Annotated in this window: 15 protein-coding genes; 11 read left to right on the forward strand and 4 right to left on the reverse strand. The window is 38.4% G+C overall.

Annotated features, from left to right (window positions below; genetic code table 11):
* Positions 1-195: 195 nt before the first annotated feature.
* From nhaC to pyrD, 9 genes are all read left to right on the forward strand, one after another.
* Positions 196-1698, forward strand: coding sequence for a Na+/H+ antiporter NhaC (gene nhaC / locus H4J76_RS07850; RefSeq protein ID WP_182230376.1), 1503 nt, complete (start codon positions 196-198; stop codon positions 1696-1698).
* A gap of 112 nt (positions 1699-1810) precedes the next feature.
* On the forward strand, positions 1811-4375 hold the full coding sequence (pepN, locus tag H4J76_RS07855) for an aminopeptidase N (protein ID WP_182230377.1): 2565 nt from the start codon (positions 1811-1813) through the stop codon (positions 4373-4375).
* A gap of 7 nt (positions 4376-4382) precedes the next feature.
* Complete coding sequence (locus H4J76_RS07860) at positions 4383-4598, forward strand: DUF2835 family protein (protein WP_182170154.1); 216 nt, start codon at positions 4383-4385, stop codon at positions 4596-4598.
* A gap of 323 nt (positions 4599-4921) precedes the next feature.
* Positions 4922-6970, forward strand: a complete 2049-nt coding sequence (locus tag H4J76_RS07865; protein ID WP_182230378.1) for a DUF1302 domain-containing protein — start codon at positions 4922-4924, stop codon at positions 6968-6970.
* Between the two features lie 23 nt (positions 6971-6993).
* A complete protein-coding gene (locus H4J76_RS07870; protein ID WP_182214217.1) occupies positions 6994-8370 on the forward strand; it encodes a DUF1329 domain-containing protein in 1377 nt (458 codons plus the stop codon).
* A gap of 135 nt (positions 8371-8505) precedes the next feature.
* Complete coding sequence (locus H4J76_RS07875; protein WP_182230379.1) at positions 8506-9516, forward strand: YCF48-related protein; 1011 nt, start codon at positions 8506-8508, stop codon at positions 9514-9516.
* Between the two features lie 58 nt (positions 9517-9574).
* Positions 9575-11884, forward strand: coding sequence for an RND family transporter (locus H4J76_RS07880; protein ID WP_182214221.1), 2310 nt, complete (start codon positions 9575-9577; stop codon positions 11882-11884).
* Positions 11885-12194: 310 nt separating this feature from the next.
* A complete protein-coding gene (locus H4J76_RS07885; protein ID WP_182221719.1) occupies positions 12195-17045 on the forward strand; it encodes an NAD-glutamate dehydrogenase in 4851 nt (1616 codons plus the stop codon).
* Positions 17046-17180: 135 nt separating this feature from the next.
* Positions 17181-18191, forward strand: coding sequence for a quinone-dependent dihydroorotate dehydrogenase (pyrD, locus tag H4J76_RS07890; RefSeq protein ID WP_182230380.1), 1011 nt, complete (start codon positions 17181-17183; stop codon positions 18189-18191).
* A 40-nt stretch (positions 18192-18231) separates the two neighbouring features.
* Here the strand turns inward: pyrD and H4J76_RS07895 are convergent, their stop codons facing one another.
* A complete protein-coding gene (locus H4J76_RS07895) occupies positions 18232-18645 on the reverse strand; it encodes a hypothetical protein (RefSeq protein ID WP_182214227.1) in 414 nt (137 codons plus the stop codon).
* Between the two features lie 130 nt (positions 18646-18775).
* Here H4J76_RS07895 and H4J76_RS07900 point away from each other — a divergent pair, with 130 nt between their 5' ends.
* Both H4J76_RS07900 and H4J76_RS07905 read left to right on the forward strand, forming a co-directional pair.
* Entirely contained in the window at positions 18776-19684 is a 909-nt protein-coding gene (locus H4J76_RS07900) for a DMT family transporter (protein ID WP_259364617.1), read from the forward strand.
* A 66-nt stretch (positions 19685-19750) separates the two neighbouring features.
* A complete protein-coding gene (locus H4J76_RS07905; RefSeq protein ID WP_182170177.1) occupies positions 19751-20242 on the forward strand; it encodes a peptidylprolyl isomerase in 492 nt (163 codons plus the stop codon).
* A 90-nt stretch (positions 20243-20332) separates the two neighbouring features.
* On the opposite strand, the gene tsaA is transcribed toward H4J76_RS07905, so the two are convergent.
* Genes tsaA through H4J76_RS07920 form a run of 3 tightly spaced genes read right to left on the reverse strand, consistent with a single transcriptional unit; the run spans position 20333 to position 23620 of the window.
* The gene (gene tsaA / locus H4J76_RS07910; protein WP_182221722.1) at positions 20333-21064 is read right to left on the reverse strand and encodes a tRNA (N6-threonylcarbamoyladenosine(37)-N6)-methyltransferase TrmO; all 732 of its coding nucleotides are present in this window, start codon (positions 21062-21064) and stop codon (positions 20333-20335) included.
* Positions 21064-21480 (reverse strand): Rcs stress response system protein RcsF, encoded by a 417-nt coding sequence (gene rcsF, locus H4J76_RS07915; protein WP_182214230.1) that lies wholly within the window; start codon positions 21478-21480, stop codon positions 21064-21066. Before rcsF ends, tsaA begins: the two co-directional genes overlap by 1 nt.
* A gap of 13 nt (positions 21481-21493) precedes the next feature.
* The gene (locus H4J76_RS07920) at positions 21494-23620 is read right to left on the reverse strand and encodes a cation:dicarboxylate symporter family transporter (protein WP_182214231.1); all 2127 of its coding nucleotides are present in this window, start codon (positions 23618-23620) and stop codon (positions 21494-21496) included.
* Between the last annotated feature and the right edge of the window lie 77 nt (positions 23621-23697).

The raw sequence follows: 23697 nt of genomic DNA on the forward strand, positions 1-23697 counted from the left end.
TAAGAAAAAAGCTAAACTCAATTTCTTCTATAGATTAGCCTATATGCGTTACCCTGACTTTTAGGGGTTTGTGATTAATATCAATTTGATTAGCGTTGTACTATTTTTCCTAATGAAAAATAATATAACTCGTTAATAAAAACGATATAAACATTAAAAATTATAACTATAAAAAACTTAAGGTCGGCATCGCACATGACAGAGCCAGAAAAAGACAATCAACCCGTAGTAATCAACACCCACAAAGAACCGAGCATGCTAGATGCGTTAATTCCTATTTTTGCATTAGTTGTTATGTTAACAACAGCCGTTTGGTATTTTGCTGACAACTCCTCTTATGGTCCAAATCAAATTGCTTTATTACTCGCTATGGGTATAGCGATTGTTATTGGTATCAAGAATGGTTATACGTGGCAGTCGATTGAGAAGTCAATTGTCGGTGGTATTTCTATTTCTTTGGGGGCAATTTTAATACTGTTAGCAGTTGGCTCATTAATAGGAACTTGGCTACTGTCTGGTACTGTGCCTACGATGGTTTATTATGGCTTACAAATTATTGACCCTAGTTGGTTCTACGCCGCTGCCTGTTTAGTTTGTGGTATTGTCGCAATGAGTATTGGCAGTTCTTGGACTACAGCGGCAACGGTCGGTGTTGCCTTTATTGGCATTGCGAACGGTTTTGAAATGTCGACTGCGGTTACGGCGGGAGCTGTTATTTCAGGTGCTTATTTTGGTGATAAATTATCGCCGTTATCTGAAACGACTAACCTTGCTCCTGCAGTAGCAGGCAGTGAATTATTTGAACATATTCGATATATGTTATGGACCACCATACCTTCTATTAGCATAGCCTTGGTGCTGTTTCTTATTATTGGCTTTGATCACTCTTCAAATGTAACTGGAGACACCACAAGTATTGATGCCTTGCTGACCACACTAGATGCAACTTATAATATTTCTATATTTAATCTTATCCCACTTTTTATCTTACTTTATTTAGCCTTCAAAAAAGTACCGGCATTTCCTGCTGTGGCGATTGGCGCTTTAATTGGCGCTGTTTGGGCGTTAGTTTTTCAGCAAGAGCTTATTTTAAACATGGCTGCAGAAGGTGTTAGTGGCGTTAAAGCATATATAACCGTGGTTTGGACAGCATTTTTTGATGGCGTAGTGGTTAACACCGGCAACAAACAAATTGATGAATTGCTTAGTCGTGGCGGTATGTCGAGTATGCTAAACACAATTTGGTTGGTAATGTGTGCCTTAAGTTTTGGTGCCGTGTTAGAGCATTTAGGTATGCTAAATAAATTTGTTAAAGCCATTCTCTCAACAGCTAAATCAACGGGAAGCTTAATCGCCAGCACTGTTGCAACTTGTATTGGTACTAACTTAATAACAGCCGATCAATATATGGCGATAGTTATGCCTGGTCGTATGTTTAAAGCTGAATTCAAACGCCGAGGTTTTCATCCAACACTATTAAGTCGTACGTTAGAAGATTCAGGCACTATTACTTCACCGTTAATTCCATGGAACACTTGTGGTGCCTTTATGTTTGGCGCGTTGGCATTAACATCATACGATTATATTTTTTATTGCTTTTTTAATTTAATTAACCCGGTGCTTGCCATCGTTTATGGTTACACCGGTTTTAAAATTAAAATGTTAGCAACAAACAGTGACGAAGCGATAAAGAGCTAACATCAAAGAACATTGCGATAAAAAGAGGATATTCATCCTTTATTTACGCTTCATATCGACTTAATATAAAGCCTGTTTTTACAGGCTTTATATTTTCAAAAAGGAAACGCTCATGACTGACTTTACCGCGCGCTATTTATCTGATTACCAAGTTTCAAATTTTTCTATTACCACCGTCGATCTGACCTTTGAACTTGCTGACACGGCAACCATAGTAACCAGCACTATGGCGATTAAACGTGAAAATAAAGAGGCTAAGCAATTAGTGCTTGATGGCGAGCAATTGAAACTTATTTCACTGCAAATTGATCATCAAGACTTGCCTGAAAGTTATTATCAGGTCAGTGACACACAGTTAACCCTAGATATTAGCGCTGATGAATTTACACTAACTATAGTGACTGAAATTGACCCACTTAATAACACCTCACTCGAAGGCTTATTTAAGTCGGGCGGCGCTTTTTGTACACAATGTGAGGCCGAGGGCTTTAGACGTATAACCTATTACCTAGATCGTCCTGATGTGATGTCGACCTTTTCAACCAAAGTCATTGCTGATAAAAAGCGTTACCCTTATTTGTTATCAAATGGCAATAAAACTGCAGCGGGTGATTTACCGCAAGGGAAACATTTTACTTGTTGGCATGACCCTCATCCAAAACCTTGTTATTTATTTGCTCTTGTTGCTGGTGATTTTGACTTACTTGTTGATACCTTTACCACCCAAGATAAACGCGATGTGGCAATAGAGATATTTGTGGATAAAGGTAACTTACCTAAAGCTCACCATTCTATGGCATCACTAAAAAAATCGATGCTTTGGGATGAAGAAACCTTTGGTTTAGTTTATGACCTCGATATCTACATGATTGTAGCCGTCGACTTCTTCAATATGGGGGCGATGGAAAATAAAGGCTTAAATGTTTTTAATTCGAAATTTGTTTTAGCAGATAATGAGAGTGCCACCGATACTGATTTCTTTAATATTGAAGCTGTGATCGGTCATGAATATTTTCACAACTGGACGGGTAATCGGGTAACTTGCCGCGATTGGTTCCAGTTAAGTCTAAAAGAAGGTTTAACAGTATTTCGCGATCAGCAGTTTAGCGCTGATATGCACAGTGCTGCAGTAAACCGTATTAAAAATGTGAGATTGCTGCGTTCAAAACAGTTCGCTGAAGATGCCGGACCTATGGCTCATCCTATTCGTCCTGAAAAAGTACTAGAGATGAATAATTTTTATACCTTAACCGTTTATGAAAAAGGTGCTGAAGTCATCCGCATGATTAACACCTTATTAGGAGAAGTTAAGTTTAGAAAAGGCATGGACTTATATTTTGCTCGCTTCGATGGTATGGCCGTGACCTGTGATGACTTTATTAATGCGATGTCAGATGCCTCGGGTGTTGACCTTGATTTATTTAAAGGCTGGTACTATCAGTCGGGTACGCCGACATTATCTGTAAATGAGCTTTATTCAAAGGGACAGTATCAATTAACCTTAACCCAGAAAAATCCAAATCAAAAAGACGGTAGCGAGGGTAAAGCATTACATATCCCTGTTGCTATTGAACTTATCGAAAACAATAAAGTGATCCGACGTGAGTTACTTGAGTTAACCACTGCGCAGCAAACATGGACCTTTGACAATCTTGCTGATAAACCTGTGCTAGCGATATTGGCAGATTTTTCAGCGCCGGTGAAGCTTACGATTAAGCAAACAGATAAAGAGCTGGCAACCATTATGGCTTTTGCCGATGATGAGTTTTGTCGTTGGGACGCTGGTCAGCAATTGATGTTGAATTATATTAAAGCGCTAGTCGATGACAGTAGCTTTGTTCTGCCACAGAGTTTATTAACGACTTATCAAGCTATTTTTGACGCAAATACCGATAATTCCTTTAAAGCCGAACAATTATCATTGCCTAGCTTTGACGAAGTTGTCGCAGAAATAGCTCAGGTTGATCCCATCAAAGTAGTTAATGCTATTGCCGCAGTGAAGTTATTTTTAGTGACCGGCTTAACCGCTAGTTTTGAGAAAGCCTTTACTGCCAATAAATCTTTTGCCTATAAATATGACGGTGAAGAAGTTGGCCAACGCGCACTAAAAAATGTTTGTTTGTCTTACCTCTCTTTACTTGAGCATCAAAAGAGCAAGGTAGTAGAACAATATCAATCGTCAGATAACATGACTGATACTTTGGCAGCATTAGTCTGCTCAGCTGAAAACAACTCAGCTGACTTAGCAGGGCAGTTACAGCATTTTGAAAAAAAATGGCAGAGTACAGCATTAGTCATGGATAAGTGGTTTAGTCTTGCGGCTCAACAATGTAGCGAAGATATTTTTACTTCATTGGGTAACTTATTAACTCACCCGTTATTTAGCTTAAAGAATCCAAATCGGGCACGTTCATTAGTGGGTAGCTTCAGCGTTAATAATCCGCGTTATTTTCACTGTCAGTCAGGCCAGGGTTATCGGTTTCTCGCAGAGCAAATCGCTTTGTTGAATGAAATAAACCCACAGGTGGCTTCAAGGCTCATTACGCCTTTAATTCAATTTAGATCTTTTGATTTATCTAGACAGGAATTGATGCGCGCAGAATTAGAGAAGTTGACTACACTTAAAAACTTATCAAAAGACTTAAAAGAAAAACTTGATGCGGCCTTAGCGAGCTAACTCTTTTATGAAATATTTCTTTTCAATAAATATGACCACTGCTGAGTTTTTCCCTTATTATGAAGGTAAAGCTCAGCAGATGGTTGTTACTACAACTCAAGGAGTGCGGGTACAATTTCCGGCAATGCATATGCGAAAATATTTATTATCTACAGGTATTAAGGGGCTTTTTTGTCTAGAAACTGAAAATAATAAATTTTTATCTGTGACAAAAATGGCATGATTAGAGTATTAGCTTTAAACAGTGGTCGGACCATTTAATGTGTTTGAAGGCTATTGGCCTGTTTCGCTGTAACACTTAATACAAGTAACTACTTGTTAAAATCTATATGAAGAATTTTTTGTTTTAAACGCTTGTTTAAAACGCTAGTGTCTGATTCGCTTTTTATTGATTAGAAGTCATTAAAACACAGGGTATTATCAATTGTTTTTACCTCTTGCACCATTGATAAAATGATGCAATTATTGTTTTAGACCACTTATTTCAAATAGTAAGTAGCGATGATAAAAATAAAATATAATCTACACGCTCTGGGGAGAGAATAAATGAAATATAGCCCTCGCAATCGGTTTTATAAAAAACCTTTAGCTGCCAGTATAACCGCTGCGCTTGTTTGTTTAGCGACAGTAAGCCAAGCACAAGCAGAGAATTTTACATTAGGCAACTTCGACGTTACTTTTGATTCAACGTTTAGTTACGGTCAAAGTTGGCGTGTAGAAGATCGCAACTGGAATGATAATGTTGGTAAATCAAACAATTTAAATAATGGTTTTGATTTTAGTAATTATCACCCATCATTAAATCCAAATCCTGATCCAGCAACGGTATGGAATGGAAAAGGCGGTTATTCAACCAATGGTGATAACGCTAACCTTAACTATAACGCCGGTGATAGCTTTTCTCAGATAATCAAAGGTTCGCACGAATTAGAAGTTCGTTATGAAAACTTTGGTTTGTTCGTTCGTGGCATGTATTTCTATGATTTTGAAATGAGTGACGGCGACCGAGCGTGGACTAATCCTTTATCAGAGGTTAGAAACGATCCTTGTCGTGACGGTGAAGCAAGTGATCAAATATGTAATGACGTAAGATTACTTGATGCTTTCGTTTATGGTGATTTCGTTGTAGGTGACATGCCGCTTTCTGTTCGTGTCGGCCAACAAGTGATCAGCTGGGGTGAAAGTACTTTAATCTCTCACGGTATTAGTGAGTTAAACCCTGTTGATATCGCTCGTCTTCGTGCTCCTGGTTCAGAATTGAAAGAAGCCTTTATTCCTTTCGGTGCAATTTGGGGTTCACTTGGTGTTTCTGAGAATTTCAATATTGAAGCCTTCTACCAGTACAACTGGGAAAAAACAGTGTTACCAGCACCTGGTAGCTACTTCTCAACTAATGACTTTGCCGGTGACGGTGGTCAATTTAATAATGTTCAGTTAGGCTTTGCTAGTAACCCTGATATGGACTTAGATTATCTTATTGAAGGTCTAAATACCCTTAGTGGTGCTATTGCTGCTGGCGCTGTTCCTGCTGAAAGTATCGGCGCAGCTTATTTAGGCGCTTTTCCAACGAAGGTTACACTTCGTCAAGCTGATGCAGAAAATGAACCTGAAGATGGTGGCCAGTATGGTCTTCGTTTATCATGGTTTTTACCTGAATTCAACGACACCGAAATCAGTCTTTACCACATGAATTACCATAGCCGTCGCCCAATATTTGCTGGTGTTACTGCTGATTTTAGTAATGAAGCTATTGGTCATGATATTGGTATGTTACTTTCAGGCGCTATTACTGAAGAAAATTATACAAATTTGAAAGCCTTCTCTCGTGTAGAACTTGATTACGTAGAAGACATTAAAGTTTATGCAATGAGCTTTAACACCGTTTTAGGCACAACTTCTGTTGCCGGTGAAATTACTTACCGCCAAGATGAACCGTTGCAAATTGATGATGTTGAGTTATTGTTTGCGGCGATGCCACAGCAACTAGCGAATGATCAAGGTCGCACTGAGCTTGATGGTATTTCTCAAATGCCAATATTCCAGGGCGGCGAACATGCTGATGGTTTTGTTCTATCGGATACTTTGCAAGCACAAACAACGCTAACGCATCTTTGGGGTCCTTCATTTGGTGCCAGCCAGTTAACAACATTAGTTGAAGTGGGTGGTATTAACCTGCAAGACATGCCTGACCAAGACGTATTACGATTAAATGGTCCAGGTACTGCACGTAACGGTGGCATTGCCGGTAAAGAAGGTTTAGAAATGGCAGTTCAGGACGGTGTTGAAACTAACCCGTTCCCAGACGCATTTGCTTGGGGTTACCGTGCAATTGCTAAGTTAGACTTTAATAACGTTATCGCTGGTATTAACATTTCACCACGTGTGGTTTTCTCTCATGATGTTAAAGGTACCACACCAGATCCATTATTCTTATTTGTTGAAAAACGTAAGTCTGTCGCTTTAGGTATTAACTTTAATTACCAAAGTCGCTGGTCAGCAGACATTAACTATAACGGTTTTTGGGATGGCGTAGGTACAACCAATCAAATAGCAGACCGCGATTACATTTCATTCAGCATTAAATATTCTATATAAGGGCTAAGTTAATGAGCAATATTATGAAAAATTCACTAAAAAAATTAACATTAGCCTCAGTTGCAGTAAGTTTGGCTATTGTGTCAACAGCAACTTTAGCTAAAGTTTCATCGACTGAGGTCGCAAAGTTAAGTAAAGAACTAACACCGATTGGCGCAGTGCGTGCGGCCAATAAAGACGGTTCTATTCCTGCATGGAACGGTGGTATTACTTCTGTTCCTGCTGGCTATACCGTTGGTGATCACCATATAGACCCATTTTCTACCGACAAAGTAAAATACACGATCACTGCCGCTAACGTGGGTGAATATAAAGCCATGTTAACGCCGGGTCAGGTCAAGTTATTTGAAACATACCCTGATACTTATAAAATGAATGTTTACCAATCAAGACGTTCAGCTTCTTACCCTGAGCATGTTTATCAAGCAAGTATTGATAATGCCGGACGTACAGAATTAGTTGAAGGCGGTAATGGTATTGTTAACGCGGCTGTTGGTATCCCATTTCCGGTACCAAAAGATGGCTTAGAAGCTATTTGGAATCACATTTTACGTTATCGTGGTGAATCTTTAACACGAGAAGGGGGTCAAGCAGCTCCGACCGCTTCTGGTGATTATACTTATTTAGGTTTTGACGATCAGCTTATGATCCCATATGGGGTTAAAGGTGCTTCAGCAGATAAACTTAAAGAAACAAATATTTTGTTTAAGTTTAAGCAAAAAGTAACTGAACCAGCACGTTTAGCGGGTACCGCATTATTAGTTCATGAAACAATGAACCAAATACAAACACCACGCCAAGCTTGGACATACAACACCGGACAACGTCGTGTTCGCCGTGCACCAAATGTTGCTTATGACACGCCAGGTACAGCGTCTGATGGATTACGTACCACAGATGATTTCGACATGTTTAACGGCGCACCAAACCGTTACAACTGGACATTAAAAGGGAAACAGGAATTATTGATCCCTTACAATGATTATCGTTTACACAGCGACTCATTAAAATATGCGGATATTTTAATGCCAGGCCACATTAACCCAGAACATGTTCGTTATGAAAAACATCGTGTATGGGTTGTCGAAGCTAACTTAAAATCAGATACACGCCATACTTACAAAAAACGTGTTTTCTTTATTGATGAAGATAGCTGGCAAATTGCGGTAACCGATATTTACGATAACCGTGACGAGTTATATCGTGTTGGTGTTGCCCATGGTTTGAATTATTACGAAGTTCCTACACAATGGTCTACACTTGAAGTGTTCCATGATTTACAGTCTCGTCGCTACATAGCAATGGGCTTAGATAATGAAGCTAAAATGTATGACTTTTCAGCTGAGTTAGATGATATATCATTTACTTCTTCTGCATTAAGACGTGAAGGGCGCAGATAACCGCTAGGTTTTAAACATTTATAACGGCTGACAACGGTCAGCCGTTATACTTTACAAGATAAGAAACTTTAACAATGTCATGGATGATATGATAAAAGTAACACTTTAATTATTAACGAATGAGAATTCTTCTTTATGCAACGTCTGTTGGCTTTCCTTTTTAGCGCTTTATTCTTCCTTAATGCTTTTTCACAGCAACTTCCTGCTATGCAAGCACCTTTAGCCAGTAAATCACTTATGCTTGATATTTTTAAAATCAACGATAAGCAGCTTGTCGCTGTAGGTGAACGTGGTCATATTTTACTTTCAAACGACGCAATTATATGGCGTCAAGCTAACGTTCCCGTTCGTTCAACCCTAACGGCAGTATATTTTATTGATGCTACTCATGGTTGGGCTGTTGGACATGACGCCACTATATTGTTTTCTAGTGATGGCGGCGAAAACTGGCAAGTACAACAATACTTACCCGTTAAGCAAAAACCTTTACTCGATATTATTTTCAAAGATAAAAATGAAGGTATAGCGATAGGCGCATACGGTCAGCAATACCGCACCAGTGATGGCGGTGAAAATTGGACATTTGAATTTCATGGTGAATTTCTATTCCCTGAAGACCTCGCTTACTTAGAAGAATTAAAAGAACAAGATGAAGAGGCTTATTTAGATGAACAAGGCAGTATACTTGCCCACTTCAATAGTATTTTTAAAGACGGTCGTACGCTTTATATGGTGGGTGAAGTAGGTTTAATTGCTAAAAGCAATGATTTTGCCGAAAAATGGTTGCCGTTTGATAAAATATATCAAGGTTCATTTAATGACATTGCTCGCACTCAGCAAGGAAATTTATTAGTTGTTGGTTTGCGCGGTAATATTTTTCGCAGTTTAAAAAGTGGCACGCCTTGGCAACATATTAATTCCAATACCCAAGCCTTATTAAATTCGATAGTGCTCGGTGATAACGGTAGTATTTTTGTCTTAGGAAATAATGGTGTTATTTTAAAAAGTGACGATGATGGCGCTAGCTTCTCTTTAAATATTCAAGCTGACGGCAAAGCGTTAATTAGCGGTGTTTGGTTTAATAACCAGTTAGTCATCGTTTCTGAAGTTGGTCTTAAAGTCATTGCACTGACTAAGTTAAAATAAAAGTAAATCGATAAATACGCTTACCGCCAATTCCACTGAAGCAGATGAAGTAAATTAAATGAAAATAGAATCCCTTATTAATGTTATCGAAGCCACTATGTTCCGTAAAAGAGTCATGGTGCTTGTTGCTTTCGTACTAGCCAGTATTTTTCTTGTTTTTCAAGCGAGCCAAATAAAGCTTGATGCGGCTTTTGAAAAGCACATTCCCCTTAATCATACCTACATGAAAACCTATCTTGAATATCGAGAAAACTTTGGTGGCGCTAATAACGTGCTTATCTCAGTTTGTGACACAGAAGGAGATATTTTTAATGAATCTTTCTTTGGCGCGCTAAAAGGTGTTCATGATCAGTTATTTTTCATTCCTGGTGTTGACCGTATTCAAGTTAAATCATTATATTCACCGAGCACCCGTTTTGTTGAAATTGTTGAAGACGGTTTTGCTGGTGGTCCGGTTATCCCGGCAAATTTTCAGCCTGATTCACAAGGTTTAGCTGTTGTTAAAGCCAATATTGAGAAAGCAGGTATCGTTGGTAGTATTGTTGCCGACGATTACAGTTGTGCCATGGTTAAAGCGTCCTTAATGGATACAGACCCACAAACAGGGGCACGCTTAGATACACTTGTTATTGCTGAGCAACTTGAGCAACAAATTAGAGGAAAATTCGAAAAAGATAATATCAGCATCCATATTATTGGTTTTAGTAAGATGGTTGGCGATGTTGCTGAGGGCGCTAAAGGCGTTGTTGCTTTCTTTGCCATTGCGATTGTTATTACCACGCTGATGGTTTTTTGGTTTTGTCGTTCTATTTCTCTAACCCTTTTACCGATAGCATGTTCGCTGGTTGCCGTTGTTTGGCAGTTAGGTATGTTATCTACCTTAGGGTTTGGACTCGATCCGATGTCGATTCTAGTGCCGTTTTTAGTGTTTGCCATTGGTGTCAGCCATGGTGTACAAATGATTAACTCGGTCTCCAAACTGGTTAGTAAGGGAGCAACATCCAAAGAAGCCGCACAAATGAGCTTTCGCTTGTTGTTGATACCAGGCGGTATCGCCTTGCTGTCTGATACGGTCGGTTTCTTAACGTTACTTTCTATTGATATCGGTATTATTCGTGAATTGGCTATTACTGCATCTCTGGGTGTTGCTATGATTATTTTAACCAATTTAATTTTACTCCCTTTATTGGTTTCTTTTATTCATGTCCCTAAAGTTGAGCCTGAAATTGCAGATAAGAACAAAGTCACTGTTTGGGATGTAATGTCTTCGTTTGCTACCAAGCGAATTGCAACAGTTATACTTGTTATAACCGCTGTTTTATATGCTGCTGGATACTATTATTCACAAGACATGAAAATAGGAGAGCTTCATGCGGGCGCTCCATCTTTGCATGAGACATCACGTTATAATCAAGACACTTTTTTAATTACTGACCGTTATGCCATCAGTGTTGATTATATGTCAGTGATCGTTGAAAGCCCTGCTGATTCATGTACTTTTTACGAGACAATGGATTTAATAGATACCTTTCAATGGCAGATGGAAAATACGGTTGGTGTGCAATCAGCAATCAGTTTAGCGTCAGTAGCTAAAATTGTTAATGCTGGTTATAACGAAGGTAATGCTAGATGGCGTGTTCTATCTCGCAACCAACAAACATTAGTGCAATCAATTGCCCGAATACCTTCAACAAGTGGTCTATTGAACAGTGATTGTAGCGTTATGCCCGTGATTCTTTTCTTAGAAGATCACAAAGCTGAAACTATTAATCGAGTTGTTGATAAAGTAAAAGTTGTTACTCAGGCATTAGAAACAGACGAGGTTAAGTTTAAACTTGCCTCTGGCCCTGTTGGTGTTATGGCAGCGACTAATGAAGCTGTTGCTGAAGCACAAACGCCGATGATGCTTTACGTTTACGGCGCGGTAACTTTATTGTGTTTCATTAGCTTTAGAAGTGTGCGTGCCACGATTGTCGTTATCGTGCCGCTTTATGTCGTGTCAACGTTAGCGCAATGGTTAATGACCGCACTTGATATTGGCCTAACGGTTTCTACACTTCCGGTTATTGCTTTAGGTGTTGGTATTGGTGTTGATTACGGTATTTATATCTTATCAACGATGAGTATAAAATTACGTGAGGGTTACCAAGTTCAAGAAGCTTATTTACTCGCTTTGAAAGAGCGAGGCAGTGCAGTCTTAATAACGGGTGTTACTTTAGCGATTGGCGTTTCAACCTGGTTTTGGTCAGATTTGAAATTTCAAGTCGATATGGGAATACTCTTAACCTTCATGTTTTTGGTGAATATGATCGCTGCAGTACTGGTCCTACCTGCTATTGCTGCTTTTTTATGGCCTAATAAGAAATAAGGTTAATACGTTAAACCTGCATAAATAAACAAGAAAATGACCGAAAGGTCATTTTCTATTTATAACAAGTGAATAAACAATTACTCTCAGTAATTTTGACAAGCCGCTGTAAATAATTAATCACCATAAATAGTAAAATATTCCTCGCAATAGCCTAAAATTCTTAATAAAATCGCATATATAGTCTATTCTTTTAGACAATAATAAATATTTATATAAAAAATTATACAAATTACCCTGTTAATTGTTTTAAATAATCAATTTTGAAATGATTCAGTACAACAGCGTTTTATCCAAAAAGGAAAACGGCATGGCGTTAGTAGACGGTTTACCCTCAGTGATACTCTCGAATGTAGCACAGTTAATTCAGCAAAAAGTTCCCGCTAAGACAGCTCCGCTCGTTGAGCAGTTTGCAGAGCTCCTTTATAGCAATATTTCTACGCTTGATTTAGAGCATCGTAACGATAGTGATATGTACGGTGCGACGTTAAGTCTGTGGAATTCGTTAAATGGTCACCAAAATAATGCACCGGTGATTAAAGTTTTTAATCCTCAAGTTTCTAAGCATGGCTGGAAATCAAGTCATACTATTATCGAAGTCATTATCGCCGATATGCCATTTCTTGTTGATTCATTGCGAATTGCCCTTAACCGTTTAGGCTTATCACCGCATTTAATGTTAAATAGTCCTATTAATATTATTCGTGATGACAAAAATCAAATTACACGTTTATCGGCAGCCGCTAATAAATCGTTAAAATCGGCAACGGCTGTCGCTGTTTTCTTTATTGAAGTTGACCGTCAAACCGATCAAAAAGTCCTTGATAAAATAACCAAAGAGCTTCATTCAGTGGTTAATGACATTGCGATAACGGTTGACGATTGGCAAGCAATGCGTGCACGTCTTGGTGAAGTGATCACCGAAACAGCCGAAGCAAAATTACCTTGTTCAATCAATGATCATGATGACGCATTAGAGTTCTTAAAGTGGATGTTAAACGATAATTTCACTTTATTAGGCTATCGTTCATACAATGTTAAAACGTTAACAGGTGATATGGCACTCTCGGCCAATGTTGAATCAAGTTTAGGATTAATGAAGCGCTCTGATGGCACAGTAGAACGCTTAATTTCAACATTATCTAGTTCTGCTCGTGAGCTTGCTTTAGGGGTTAACCCGTTAATTTTGACCAAAACCAATTCTCGGTCACGCGTACATCGTCCTGCCCACCTAGATTATATTGGCGTAAAACGTTTCGATGCTAAAGGTAATGTTATTGGTGAGGAACGCTTTGTTGGTTTATTTGGCTCTGCTTATTATACCAATAGTGCCTTAGATTTACCGTTAATAAAGTCTAGAGTAACCACCGTTTGTGAAAGCTCTGGTTTTGCTCGTGGTACTCACGCATATAAAGCGATGATTAATATTTTAGAAACCTACCCACGTGACGAAATATTACAAAGTAGCACAGATGAATTATTAAAAAATGTTTTAGGCATTTTCCAAATGCAAGAGCGTGATTACTCTGGACTCTTTGTTCGCCGTGATGCCTTTGATCGTTTCTACTCTTGTATGGTCTATGTACCCAGAGAACGTTATAACACTGAATTACGTGTTAATACTCAAAAGTTACTCAAAGAAGCATTTGGTAGCGGTCAAGAAGTCGAGTTTACCACTTACTTTTCTGAATCAGCACAAGCGCGTACCCACTATATTGTTCGTGTTAAATCAACTAAAGCAGATATCAACGTGAAACAAATTGAAAAGAACTTAAATGAAGCAGCAAGAAGCTGGGATGATAAACTCGCAGCATCTCTGAACTCTCACAAAGGTGAAGCTAAAGGTAAAACATTAAGTCGTAAATACTGTAGTTTTCCACAATCTTACAAAGATGAAGTGTTACCGGGTACGGCAATCGTTGATATTGAAAAACTTGAGTCGTTATCAGCAGAAAACCCACTGGAAATGTTATTTTATCAACCACAAGAAGAAAGTGCTAACAGCCGTCACGTAAAATTAAAATTGTTCCATACGGGCGACCCCATCCACTTGTCAGATATTTTACCTATCCTTGAAAACTTCGGTTTACGTGTTATTGGTGAAAGCCCTTATTTAGTTAAAACATTAACGGGTGAACATTGTTGGATCTTAGACTTTTCGATGTTACTGACCGGACAAGGTAAGTTCACCCTTGAAATAGTACAAAACTTGTTCCAAGACGCCTTTGCAAAAGTTTGGGCGGGTGATTTAGAAGATGATGGTTTTAACCGTTTAATTTTAGGTGCCGAGCTTGGTGGTCGCGAAGTTTCTATTATCCGTGCTTATGCACGATATGAGCGTCAAATCGGTGGTACCTTTAGCCAAAGTTATATCGAAGATACTTTTGCTCGTTACCCTAATATTGCTGAGTTATTGATTAAATTCTTTATTTTCCGCTTTGATCCAACGACGAAAATTTCAGAAAAAGCGTTGAATAAAGTCAGTGCTGATATTGAAAAATCTCTCGATAATGTCGCTAACTTAGATGATGACCGTATTATCCGCCGTTTTGTTGAAATGATCAGTGCCACCATTCGTACTAACTATTTTCAACCTCATCCGATAACAGGTCAAAAATCTTACATTTCATTTAAGATTTTACCTCGCCAGATAAGTGATGTACCACTACCGCTTCCTGAATTCGAAATATTTGTTTATTCACCACAACTTGAAGGTGTTCATTTACGCGGTGGCAAAGTCGCCCGTGGTGGTTTACGTTGGTCAGACAGACAAGAAGATTTCCGCACTGAGGTTTTAGGCTTAGTAAAAGCTCAACAAGTTAAAAATACGGTTATTGTTCCTGTTGGCGCTAAAGGGGGGTTTGTTTGTAAACAACTCCCAGTAGGCGGTACTAGACAAGAAATATTTGAAGCAGGTAAAGAATGTTACCGTACCTTCATTCGTGGTTTGTTAGATCTTACCGACAACATTATTGATGGCGTAATTGTGCCACCATTGAATGTTGTTCGTCTTGATGACGATGACGCTTATTTGGTTGTTGCTGCCGATAAAGGCACGGCAACCTTCTCAGATACTGCTAATGCGATTTCCGACGAATATAACTTCTGGATGGGCGATGCGTTCGCTTCTGGTGGTAGTGTTGGCTATGACCATAAAGCGATGGGAATTACGGCTAAAGGCGCTTGGGAATCTGTTAAACGTCATTTCCGCGAAATGGATATTGATTGTCAAACAACTGATTTCACCTGTATTGCTATTGGTGATATGGCGGGTGATGTATTTGGTAATGGTATGTTGTTGTCAAAGCACATCCGTTTACAAGCAGCATTTAACCATATGCATATTTTTATTGACCCTAATCCCGACGCAGCAAGCTCTTATGTAGAGCGTGAACGTTTATTTAATATGCCGGGCTGTACTTGGGAAGATTACAACAAAGAATTAATTTCTGAAGGTGGTGCGATTTTCAGCCGTCATGTGAAATCTATCAAGTTAACACCACAAATTAAGAGAATGCTCGGTACGCAAAAACAAACCATGTCACCGATTGATCTAATGCAAGCCATTTTGAAAATGAAAGTGGATTTATTGTGGAATGGCGGTATCGGCACGTATGTTAAAAGTTCAAAAGAAAGCCATCTTGACGTTGGCGACAGAGCGAACGACTCATTGCGTATCAATGGCAAAGAATTACAAGCCAAAGTTGTTGGCGAGGGTGGTAACTTAGGTTTTACCCAACTGGGTCGTGTTGAGTTTGGTTTACGTGGTGGACGAATTAATACTGATGCTGTTGATAATGCCGGCGGTGTTGATTGTTCTGATAATGAAGTCAACATTAAAATATTATTAAACAGTTTAGTACAAAATGGTGACTTAACCGTTAAACAACGTAATCAGTTACTTTATGATATGACTGATGATGTCGGTAAAATTGTTATAGAAGATTGTTATCGCCAAACCCATTCATTGTCTATTACGGCAATGCGTGGCGTTAAACAATTAAAAGAGCAAGAGCGTTTTATCCATGGCTTAGAAAAAGCGGGTAAATTAGATCGTGCTTTAGAATTTATTCCAACGGATGATGAAATCTCTGAGCGTTTATCTAAAGGTCAAGGCTTAACTCGCCCAGAACTTTCAGTGCTACTTGCCTATGGTAAAATGGTCTTAAAAGAAGATTTGGTTTGTCCAGGTATCACGGACAACCCTTATCACAATCGTTTATTACTTGAAGCTTTCCCTCCACAATTACAGGTTAAGTATCAAGAACAAATGCAACTGCATCCACTGCGTGCTGAAATTATAGCGACAAAATTAGCCAATGATATTGGTAACGATATGGGTTTCAATTTTGTTAATCGCATGCATGAAGAAACAGGTGCAACGGTTGCTGAAATCGCCAATTGTTATGTTATGGCCAGTGAAGTTTTCGAGTTATCAACCATTTGGAACGAAATTACCGAATTAGATAATAAAATTTCGACTTCTATTCAAACTGAAATGTTATTTCAAATGCGCCGTACGGTACGACGAGCAACACGTTGGTTCTTACGCCATCGTAATAAAGCGTTAGGTATTGCTGAAACAATCGCTATGTATCGCCCAACGTTTGAAAATTTAGCCAACAATTTAGATAAGTTATTGGTAACCGCAGAAGTTGAACAACTACAACGTGTTGAAACAGATCTAGTTGGAACAGGCGTTCCAGTGAAAATCGCAAAACGTATTTCACAGTTAAGTTCATTATTCCCGGTAATGGATATTGCTGATATTTCAATAGCGGATAATCGTCCAATTGAATTAGTTGCTGACTTATACTTCAAGCTAGGTGTTCGTTTAGACTTGCATTGGTTCTTAGATCAAATCACTAGCCAACCGGTATCTAATCACTGGCAAGCGCTTGCTAGAGCTTCATTTAGAGAGGAACTTGATTGGCAGCAACGTTCATTAGCACAAGTCGTTTTACGCTGCGATTGTGGTGTTGAACAACCTGAAGTCGAAGCCTTACTTAATAACTGGATTGAGACGAATGCTCAACCACTTGAACGTTGGAACCAAATCTTAGCTGACTTTAGAATTGGTCGCACGCATGAGTTTGCAAAGTTCTCTGTTGCGCTAAGAGAGTTAATGTTACTGAGTTTAAATTGCGATCCAGCAAAATAAGTCAAAGCCATTAATCAAGCTTTAACGAGATTGATTTAACTGATAAAATCCTCACTACTAAGTGGGGATTTTTTTTAGGTCGTTGTCGATTTTGATTAAAGTTTTTTCGCGTTAACTTATCCGTCCAGAGGCAATATGTTTTATTCCGCAATTCGTAAAGTATTATTCAAGTTTGATCCTGAAGCTATTCATGAGCTGACAATAAAAGGCTTTAAAGCCTCGGGTTCAACACCATTAAATTTACTTTATAAACAAAACATTACTGATAAACCAGTCGAAGCCATGGGTATTACCTTTCCTAATCCGGTTGGGTTAGCGGCTGGATTAGACAAAAATGGCGAATGCATTAACGCGTTTGATGCCATGGGATTTGGCTTTGTTGAGATAGGAACTGTGACACCTAAGCCACAACCGGGTAACCCAAAACCGCGTATTTTCCGTTTACCGATAGCAAATGCAGTTATAAACCGCATGGGCTTTAATAACAAAGGCGTTGATTACTTAATTGATCAAGTACGTAAAGCAAATTTTAAAGGCGTGCTGGGTATTAATATTGGTAAAAATAAAGATACCCCAGATGATCAAGCTAAAGACGATTATCTTATTTGTATGCGTAAAGTTTATAACTACGCAACCTACATCACCATAAATATCTCATCACCAAATACGCCAGGTTTACGTTCATTACAATATGGTGATGCATTAAATGAGCTATTAGCCGCGCTTAAAGCGGAACAAAAAGTACTGACCGAACTGCATAGTAAATATGTACCGTTAGCCGTAAAAATAGCACCAGATTTAAGCAAAGAAGAGATTGAATCGATTGCCCAATGTTTGATCAGCAATAATATTGATGGCGTTATTGCCACTAACACCACACTTTCACGTGAAGGTGTGGTTGGCTTAGAGCATGGAGAAGAGCAGGGTGGTCTCAGTGGTGAGCCAGTAAAAGACAAAAGTACCGAGGTTATTCGTTTATTGGCAATAGCCCTAGATAATAAATTACCTATAATCGGTGTTGGCGGTATTTCGAGTGGCCGTGATGCACAAGAGAAAATAGCGGCGGGTGCTAAATTAGTACAAGTTTATACTGGCTTTATATACCAAGGTCCTGAATTGGTTAAAGACATAGTGAATAGCCTTTAACTGACGACTTCAATGGTTTAACGCTATTTCTTACACTTGTTTATATATGGGGTAGCGTTAACTTATTGGCAATTAAATTCAGTACCTTGTGCAGTTTTACTTGAATATAGCGAGGTAATAATTTTTTCTCTTGCGCTAACAGAGTTAACTCAGCTGGCGTTATCGCAATAAAACATTTTACCTGCTGATGTTCTTTTTGGTAAACACTGAAAACATCATCAGCAAAATAGCTAATCTCTCCCTGATGATCTTTAGTTATCTCTTCATCAACAAATTGCTGAGTTTCTAGATAGAGATTGATTAATAAAATATTTTTTTCATCACCATACCAATTTGCGGTCAATGTTTGAAAATTAAATTGTGCTTCAAGCTTATTACACACTGACTTTATCTGAGTAAACTGTTCTATTAAATCGTTACCCGGCATAATAGCGATCGGTAGCTGTTCTGTCATAGTTTTAAGGTTACTTTGAATTTCAAATTTAAACATTATCAATATTAATTAGTAACATAAAGCATAAAAGGCTTTTTATTGCCTTTGCCTAACATTATTTTGCTGGTCGTTTTCATCATTAGGATTGATTTTGGACTTTTCTTTCTTTTCTTTAGACCTCTGGGTTTATTTCACTTTACTTGCCGCTGTTATGCAGGCTATTCGCACCGCTGGACAAAAGAAGCTATCGGGACATTTAAGTGCGATGGCGACGACAGGTGTGCGCTATATCTATGCGCTGCCTTTTGCTTTTATATATTTGCTCTTTATTACCGAACAGCGAGCAGTGACTTTACCTGTGCTTAACAGTCATTTTCTTATGTACGCGCTTATCGCTTGTCTGATGCAGATTATTGGGACTTTTTGTTTGGTTGCGGCCTTTAAATATCGTAATTTTGCGGTAGCGACAAGTTTAGCTAAAACTGAAGCTATTCAAGTTGCTGTCGTGGGAGCCTTGTTCTTTTCAGTTTCTTTATCATTGCTAGCGTGGTTATCTGTTTTTATTGGTGTGATAGGCGTGTTAATTGTCTCAAAAGTAAAATTTACGGTTACTGATATATTTAAAAACCCTGGCGCTGGTTTTGGCTTATCTTCAGGCTTAGCCTTAGCCATTACGACCTTATTAATTAGAGAATCAAGCTTGGCCCTAAACACAGATTTAATGGTTAGTGCCGCTGTTACTTTGTTGTTTATGGTTGGCGTACAGTCCGTCATATCAATTATTTATCTTAGTTTAAAAGATAGAAAGCAACTTACCTTAATGGCTAAACATTGGCGTATGTGTTTATTTGTTGGCATAACCAGCGTTATTGGTTCAATTGGTTGGTTTACTGCCGCTAGTTTTCAAAATGCAGCCCATGTGAAGGCACTAGGACAAGTAGAGTTTTTTATTACTTTATTATTAACTTACCGAATTTTTAAGGAACGTATTAGTCGAATTGAATACCTAGGTATGTTATTAATTATTGTTAGTGTGGTTATTTTATTACTCTGGGCATAGTGGCTAGCGTCTGTTTTTGCTACACTCGCAGAAAATTATTATTGTATTAATTAAATTGGATTAAAAATGAAAATTGCAGATAAAACCGTTGTTCAATTTCACTACACCTTAAAAGATGAAGCTGGCAATGAAATTGAATCATCATACGCGGGTGATCCTTTAGCCTATCTTCATGGCTATAAAAATATGTTAGTCGGTGTTGAAAATGCCTTAGTGGGTAAAGAAGTAGGCAACAAATTTTCAGTCACGCTACAACCAGAAGATACTTACGGTGAGCGTAAAGAAGATATGATCCAACGTGTTCCAGCAAAACATCTACAAGACGGTCAAGGGACCACTAAATGGCAAGCTGGCATGACAGCTTCTGTTGAAACCGAGCAAGGTCAACGTCAAGTGACTATTGTTAAAGCAGGTAAGTTTATGGTCACTGTTGATATTAACCCACCCCTTGCTGGTATGGTATTAACCTTTGACTTAGACGTCATTGATGTACGTGCTGCTACAGATGAAGAAATTGAACATGGTCACGCACATGGCGCTGGCGGTCATCACCACTAAATTTTCTTAGTTAAAGTGGTCATTTATTTGAATGTTAAAGGTCAGCTCTGCTGACCTTTTTTATATTGAGTTGCTGAGTGTATTTTAAAGTTAATCATCAACTTTATTTATTGAAAGCACATACATCTCATTATTTAAATTTGCTTGCCAGCATATATTTAAATTATAGAGTTTCATGCCATAGATTTTATCATCGTCTTGTCGCTTTTTATAAGCGGGCCTAGGGTCCTGCGCTAAGACTTGTTCAATAAACAGTGCTAGCTCTGGATACTCTCGTTGATACTTTTGCATATCATCTTGTGCTTGCTGAGAAAACTTGGTGGTTAACGCGTGCAAGGGTTGTTGTTGTGCAAAGCCGGCCTGTGCACCATCAATACTATCAGAGTAGGGAATATAAGGTTTAATATCAACAACGGGCGTTTGATCAAGCAGGTCTAGTCCAGAAATATTAATAACAGTTTGTTTGTTGTTTTGCGTAATACCCTCTAACTTTACTACCGACATACCAATCGGATTAGGTCTGAATGTAGAGCGAGTGGCTAATACCCCCAGTTTTTTATTTCCTCCCAAGCGAGGTGGTCTCACGAGCGGTTTCCAACCTTGGCGCTGCGTCCCATGAAATATAAACAATACCCACAGGTGGCTAAATTGCTCAATGCCACGAAGCAACTCTTGGTTATTGGCATCATCAAGTAATAAAATTGAGCCTTGTGCTGCACTCACTAGACCCGGTTGACGAGGAATAGCGAATTTTTCTTTGTAGGGAGAATTAACGCGACCAATATAGTTGAAGGTTACCTGGTTTTCAGGTGATACAGTCATTAGTTAATCTTTTTAAGCGGTTCAACTTGATAAGACATACCATAGCAGACAAGCGTTGCAATACATTGCTTATTTGCTTGGTCGTCATCAATCAACGCACAACCACTAAAAATTATCGCATTCGCTTGTTGTTGAGCTGCTTGTCTACGTGCTTCAGTTCTTGCCGCTATTTTATCTGGTAAGGCATGATGACTTTTTGCCTGGCAATCTTCACCCTCAACTAAGCCAATAAGTTTGTAGCGGCCAGGAAATTCACTTTCATCTTGAAAAACTTTTACCTGTGCATGGCTAAAGTATGTTTGAAAATTTTCTTTGTCCAAATTTGTTGAAACAGTATATTGAGATGAGCATGCTGATAATCCGATTAACGTCAGCATTAGTATTAATTTATTGTTGGTTTTACTTATTGTCTTCATTTTTATCACTAGGTTACTTACTTATATTTGCTTTAACAGGGGCTTTATTACTGATCCAATAATTAAATAATTTATCAATAACGTTACTTTGTTGTTTCATATTTATCCAATTACGCATAAACAGTTCAAAAGCTTGATCGTTATGATTAATCGGGAATGCCATAGATATAGGTGCTAAGACAGGTTTAGGCACAATAACTGTGTACTCAGGATATAATAATGTCCAGGCAGAAGCTGCTGCAGCACCAAATAGCATACCATCAAAATGTTGGTGCTTTTCTTTAAAGAATAATCTGGGTGTTGATATTTTCCAGGCCTTATTATGAATAAAGTTGCGTTCAACAGCTGTTTGGTAAAAGAAAGTTTCAGGTATACCGATAATCAGCGCTTTATTTTCAATAATTTTAGACCATTGCTTAAACTCTACACGTCTTTCATCTTTTACAATAAAGGCTAGTGATTGCTGAGAATAAGGCACCGTAAGGGTGAACTTAGTCATATTATCTGGGATAACTGGAATACCTGTCGTGATATCCAAATAGCCTGATTGTAAGAGTGCTTCCGCTTGATGATGAAATATTTTTACAAATTCAACATTTACGTTGAGGTCAATGGCGAGTTGATTCATTATTTCAATATCAAAACCGACCAACTTACCGTTATTGTTATGAAAGGCGTAAGGTAAGTCATCTCTGAAATAGCCAACCCTAATAAAACCACGTTGTTGAATTCGTTTTAGCACAGGAGAAAATGTAGGTTTGGTAACAACATTCGCAGGGCTGTTTTCGAGGTAGTTGCTTTCAACACCAGTGAACAAAAAGTCTCGCTCTATAAATTTGGTATAGCCTTGATACTGGTGACTTATAGTGTCAAAACTGAAACGTAAGGAGATAAATGCCAATACAGAAACAAGCGGAATTATCGCTAAGTTACGCAGCAGTACACGCCATTTTATAGTAAAGCGCTTTAACATTGCCGTGGCAATTAATAGCGGTAAACAGCTAGAAAATACCACTGAAAAAATAGCACTTAACCGAGCGCCAATAAGGTTCTCTGCCACTAAATAAAAGTCGAACATAGCACCGGAAACATTAAACAATTCTAGTAAATTTTGCATCGCTAATGTTGTGCTACCAAATAACTGTGGCAAGCCAGCAACGACTAGATTGATATGATCAGTAAAAGAAATATGGGCACCAGAGAACCAAGCGGCAAAGAGCACAAAAAGTAAAGCAAGTAGCTTACCACCGACGGGTAAACTAAAAGATATTGGCACAATAATCTCTGATATTTTTTCAAGATCGCTATCTTGAGGATATTTTTGCTTAAGTAATTTTTTAGTGTTTTCAACAATCACGGGCAATACTGAAAAGAAGCTGCCCGTAGCGAAAGCAGTGATCATTGGCTCGCGAGACACACTAACTATTTCTCGATAACCAAAAGGGGTGACCGTTGCAACAATGGCGGGGAATACCACAAAACAAAGCAGAGTTACCAAAACTATTGCACTAAGCATGTAAACAACTAAACCATCGAGTTGGCTTGCATCAAGAGTAACAGCGGCACGCCAACCGATACAAAATATACCCAAGGGGGCAAATTTCATAATAAAACCATTAATGTTTGCGGTGGCTTGTTGTAAGTTTGAAAGCATTAACAAGGTTTGTCTTTTAGATTTTATCTTCATTAAACCAAGCCCCATACAGATACTAAAAAAAACTACCGCAGGGATTAAAGTATTTGCTAAGGCATTAAAAGGGTTTGCCGAGATAAATAAGTCAACCAAGCTAAATTCTGGCACAGATTGTATAGTGTTATTAGAATAAAACTCGGCATGTTGCCATTGAGGAAAGGACAAAGGGGTGCTAAAAATAAAAAATAGTACGACCGCTATCATCATTAAGATAATCAATAAACTTTGTTTAGAGACCTTTTTGGCTTTACTCGGGGTAAGCCCACCTATACCAACAACCAGTGATAGCACAATATAAGGCAGTACGGTCATTTGCAGGGCAGTAACAAAAGCATTGGCGGTGTTATCAATCACTGAATATTCGGTTGAAAAGTAATACCCCATCAACAACCCAAGAAACATCGCTAAGATAATTTGTACTAATAACGGTGGTTTAACAAACAACATTAAAATATTGTACTCATAAGTATTTTGCCATAATGATTGTAACGAACTATTTGAAAATTATAATACAAAAAAGCAGT

The organism is Colwellia sp. BRX9-1, assembly GCF_014077195.1.
Taxonomy (GTDB): domain Bacteria; phylum Pseudomonadota; class Gammaproteobacteria; order Enterobacterales; family Alteromonadaceae; genus Colwellia_A.

Bases quoted from the DNA above. Each gene is read 5' to 3' on its own strand.
- H4J76_RS07920 (WP_182214231.1), bottom strand. From the start codon at position 23,620: ATGTTGTTTGTTAAACCACCGTTATTAGTACAAATTATCTTAGCGATG.
- H4J76_RS07885 (WP_182221719.1), top strand. From the start codon at position 12,195: ATGGCGTTAGTAGACGGTTTACCCTCAGTGATACTCTCGAATGTAGCA.
- H4J76_RS07865 (WP_182230378.1), top strand. From the start codon at position 4,922: ATGAAATATAGCCCTCGCAATCGGTTTTATAAAAAACCTTTAGCTGCC.
- nhaC (WP_182230376.1), top strand. From the start codon at position 196: ATGACAGAGCCAGAAAAAGACAATCAACCCGTAGTAATCAACACCCAC.
- H4J76_RS07860 (WP_182170154.1), top strand. From the start codon at position 4,383: ATGAAATATTTCTTTTCAATAAATATGACCACTGCTGAGTTTTTCCCT.
- H4J76_RS07895 (WP_182214227.1), bottom strand. From the start codon at position 18,645: ATGACAGAACAGCTACCGATCGCTATTATGCCGGGTAACGATTTAATA.
- pyrD (WP_182230380.1), top strand. From the start codon at position 17,181: ATGTTTTATTCCGCAATTCGTAAAGTATTATTCAAGTTTGATCCTGAA.
- H4J76_RS07875 (WP_182230379.1), top strand. From the start codon at position 8,506: ATGCAACGTCTGTTGGCTTTCCTTTTTAGCGCTTTATTCTTCCTTAAT.
- H4J76_RS07905 (WP_182170177.1), top strand. From the start codon at position 19,751: ATGAAAATTGCAGATAAAACCGTTGTTCAATTTCACTACACCTTAAAA.
- H4J76_RS07880 (WP_182214221.1), top strand. From the start codon at position 9,575: ATGAAAATAGAATCCCTTATTAATGTTATCGAAGCCACTATGTTCCGT.
- rcsF (WP_182214230.1), bottom strand. From the start codon at position 21,480: ATGAAGACAATAAGTAAAACCAACAATAAATTAATACTAATGCTGACG.
- H4J76_RS07870 (WP_182214217.1), top strand. From the start codon at position 6,994: ATGAAAAATTCACTAAAAAAATTAACATTAGCCTCAGTTGCAGTAAGT.
- tsaA (WP_182221722.1), bottom strand. From the start codon at position 21,064: ATGACTGTATCACCTGAAAACCAGGTAACCTTCAACTATATTGGTCGC.
- pepN (WP_182230377.1), top strand. From the start codon at position 1,811: ATGACTGACTTTACCGCGCGCTATTTATCTGATTACCAAGTTTCAAAT.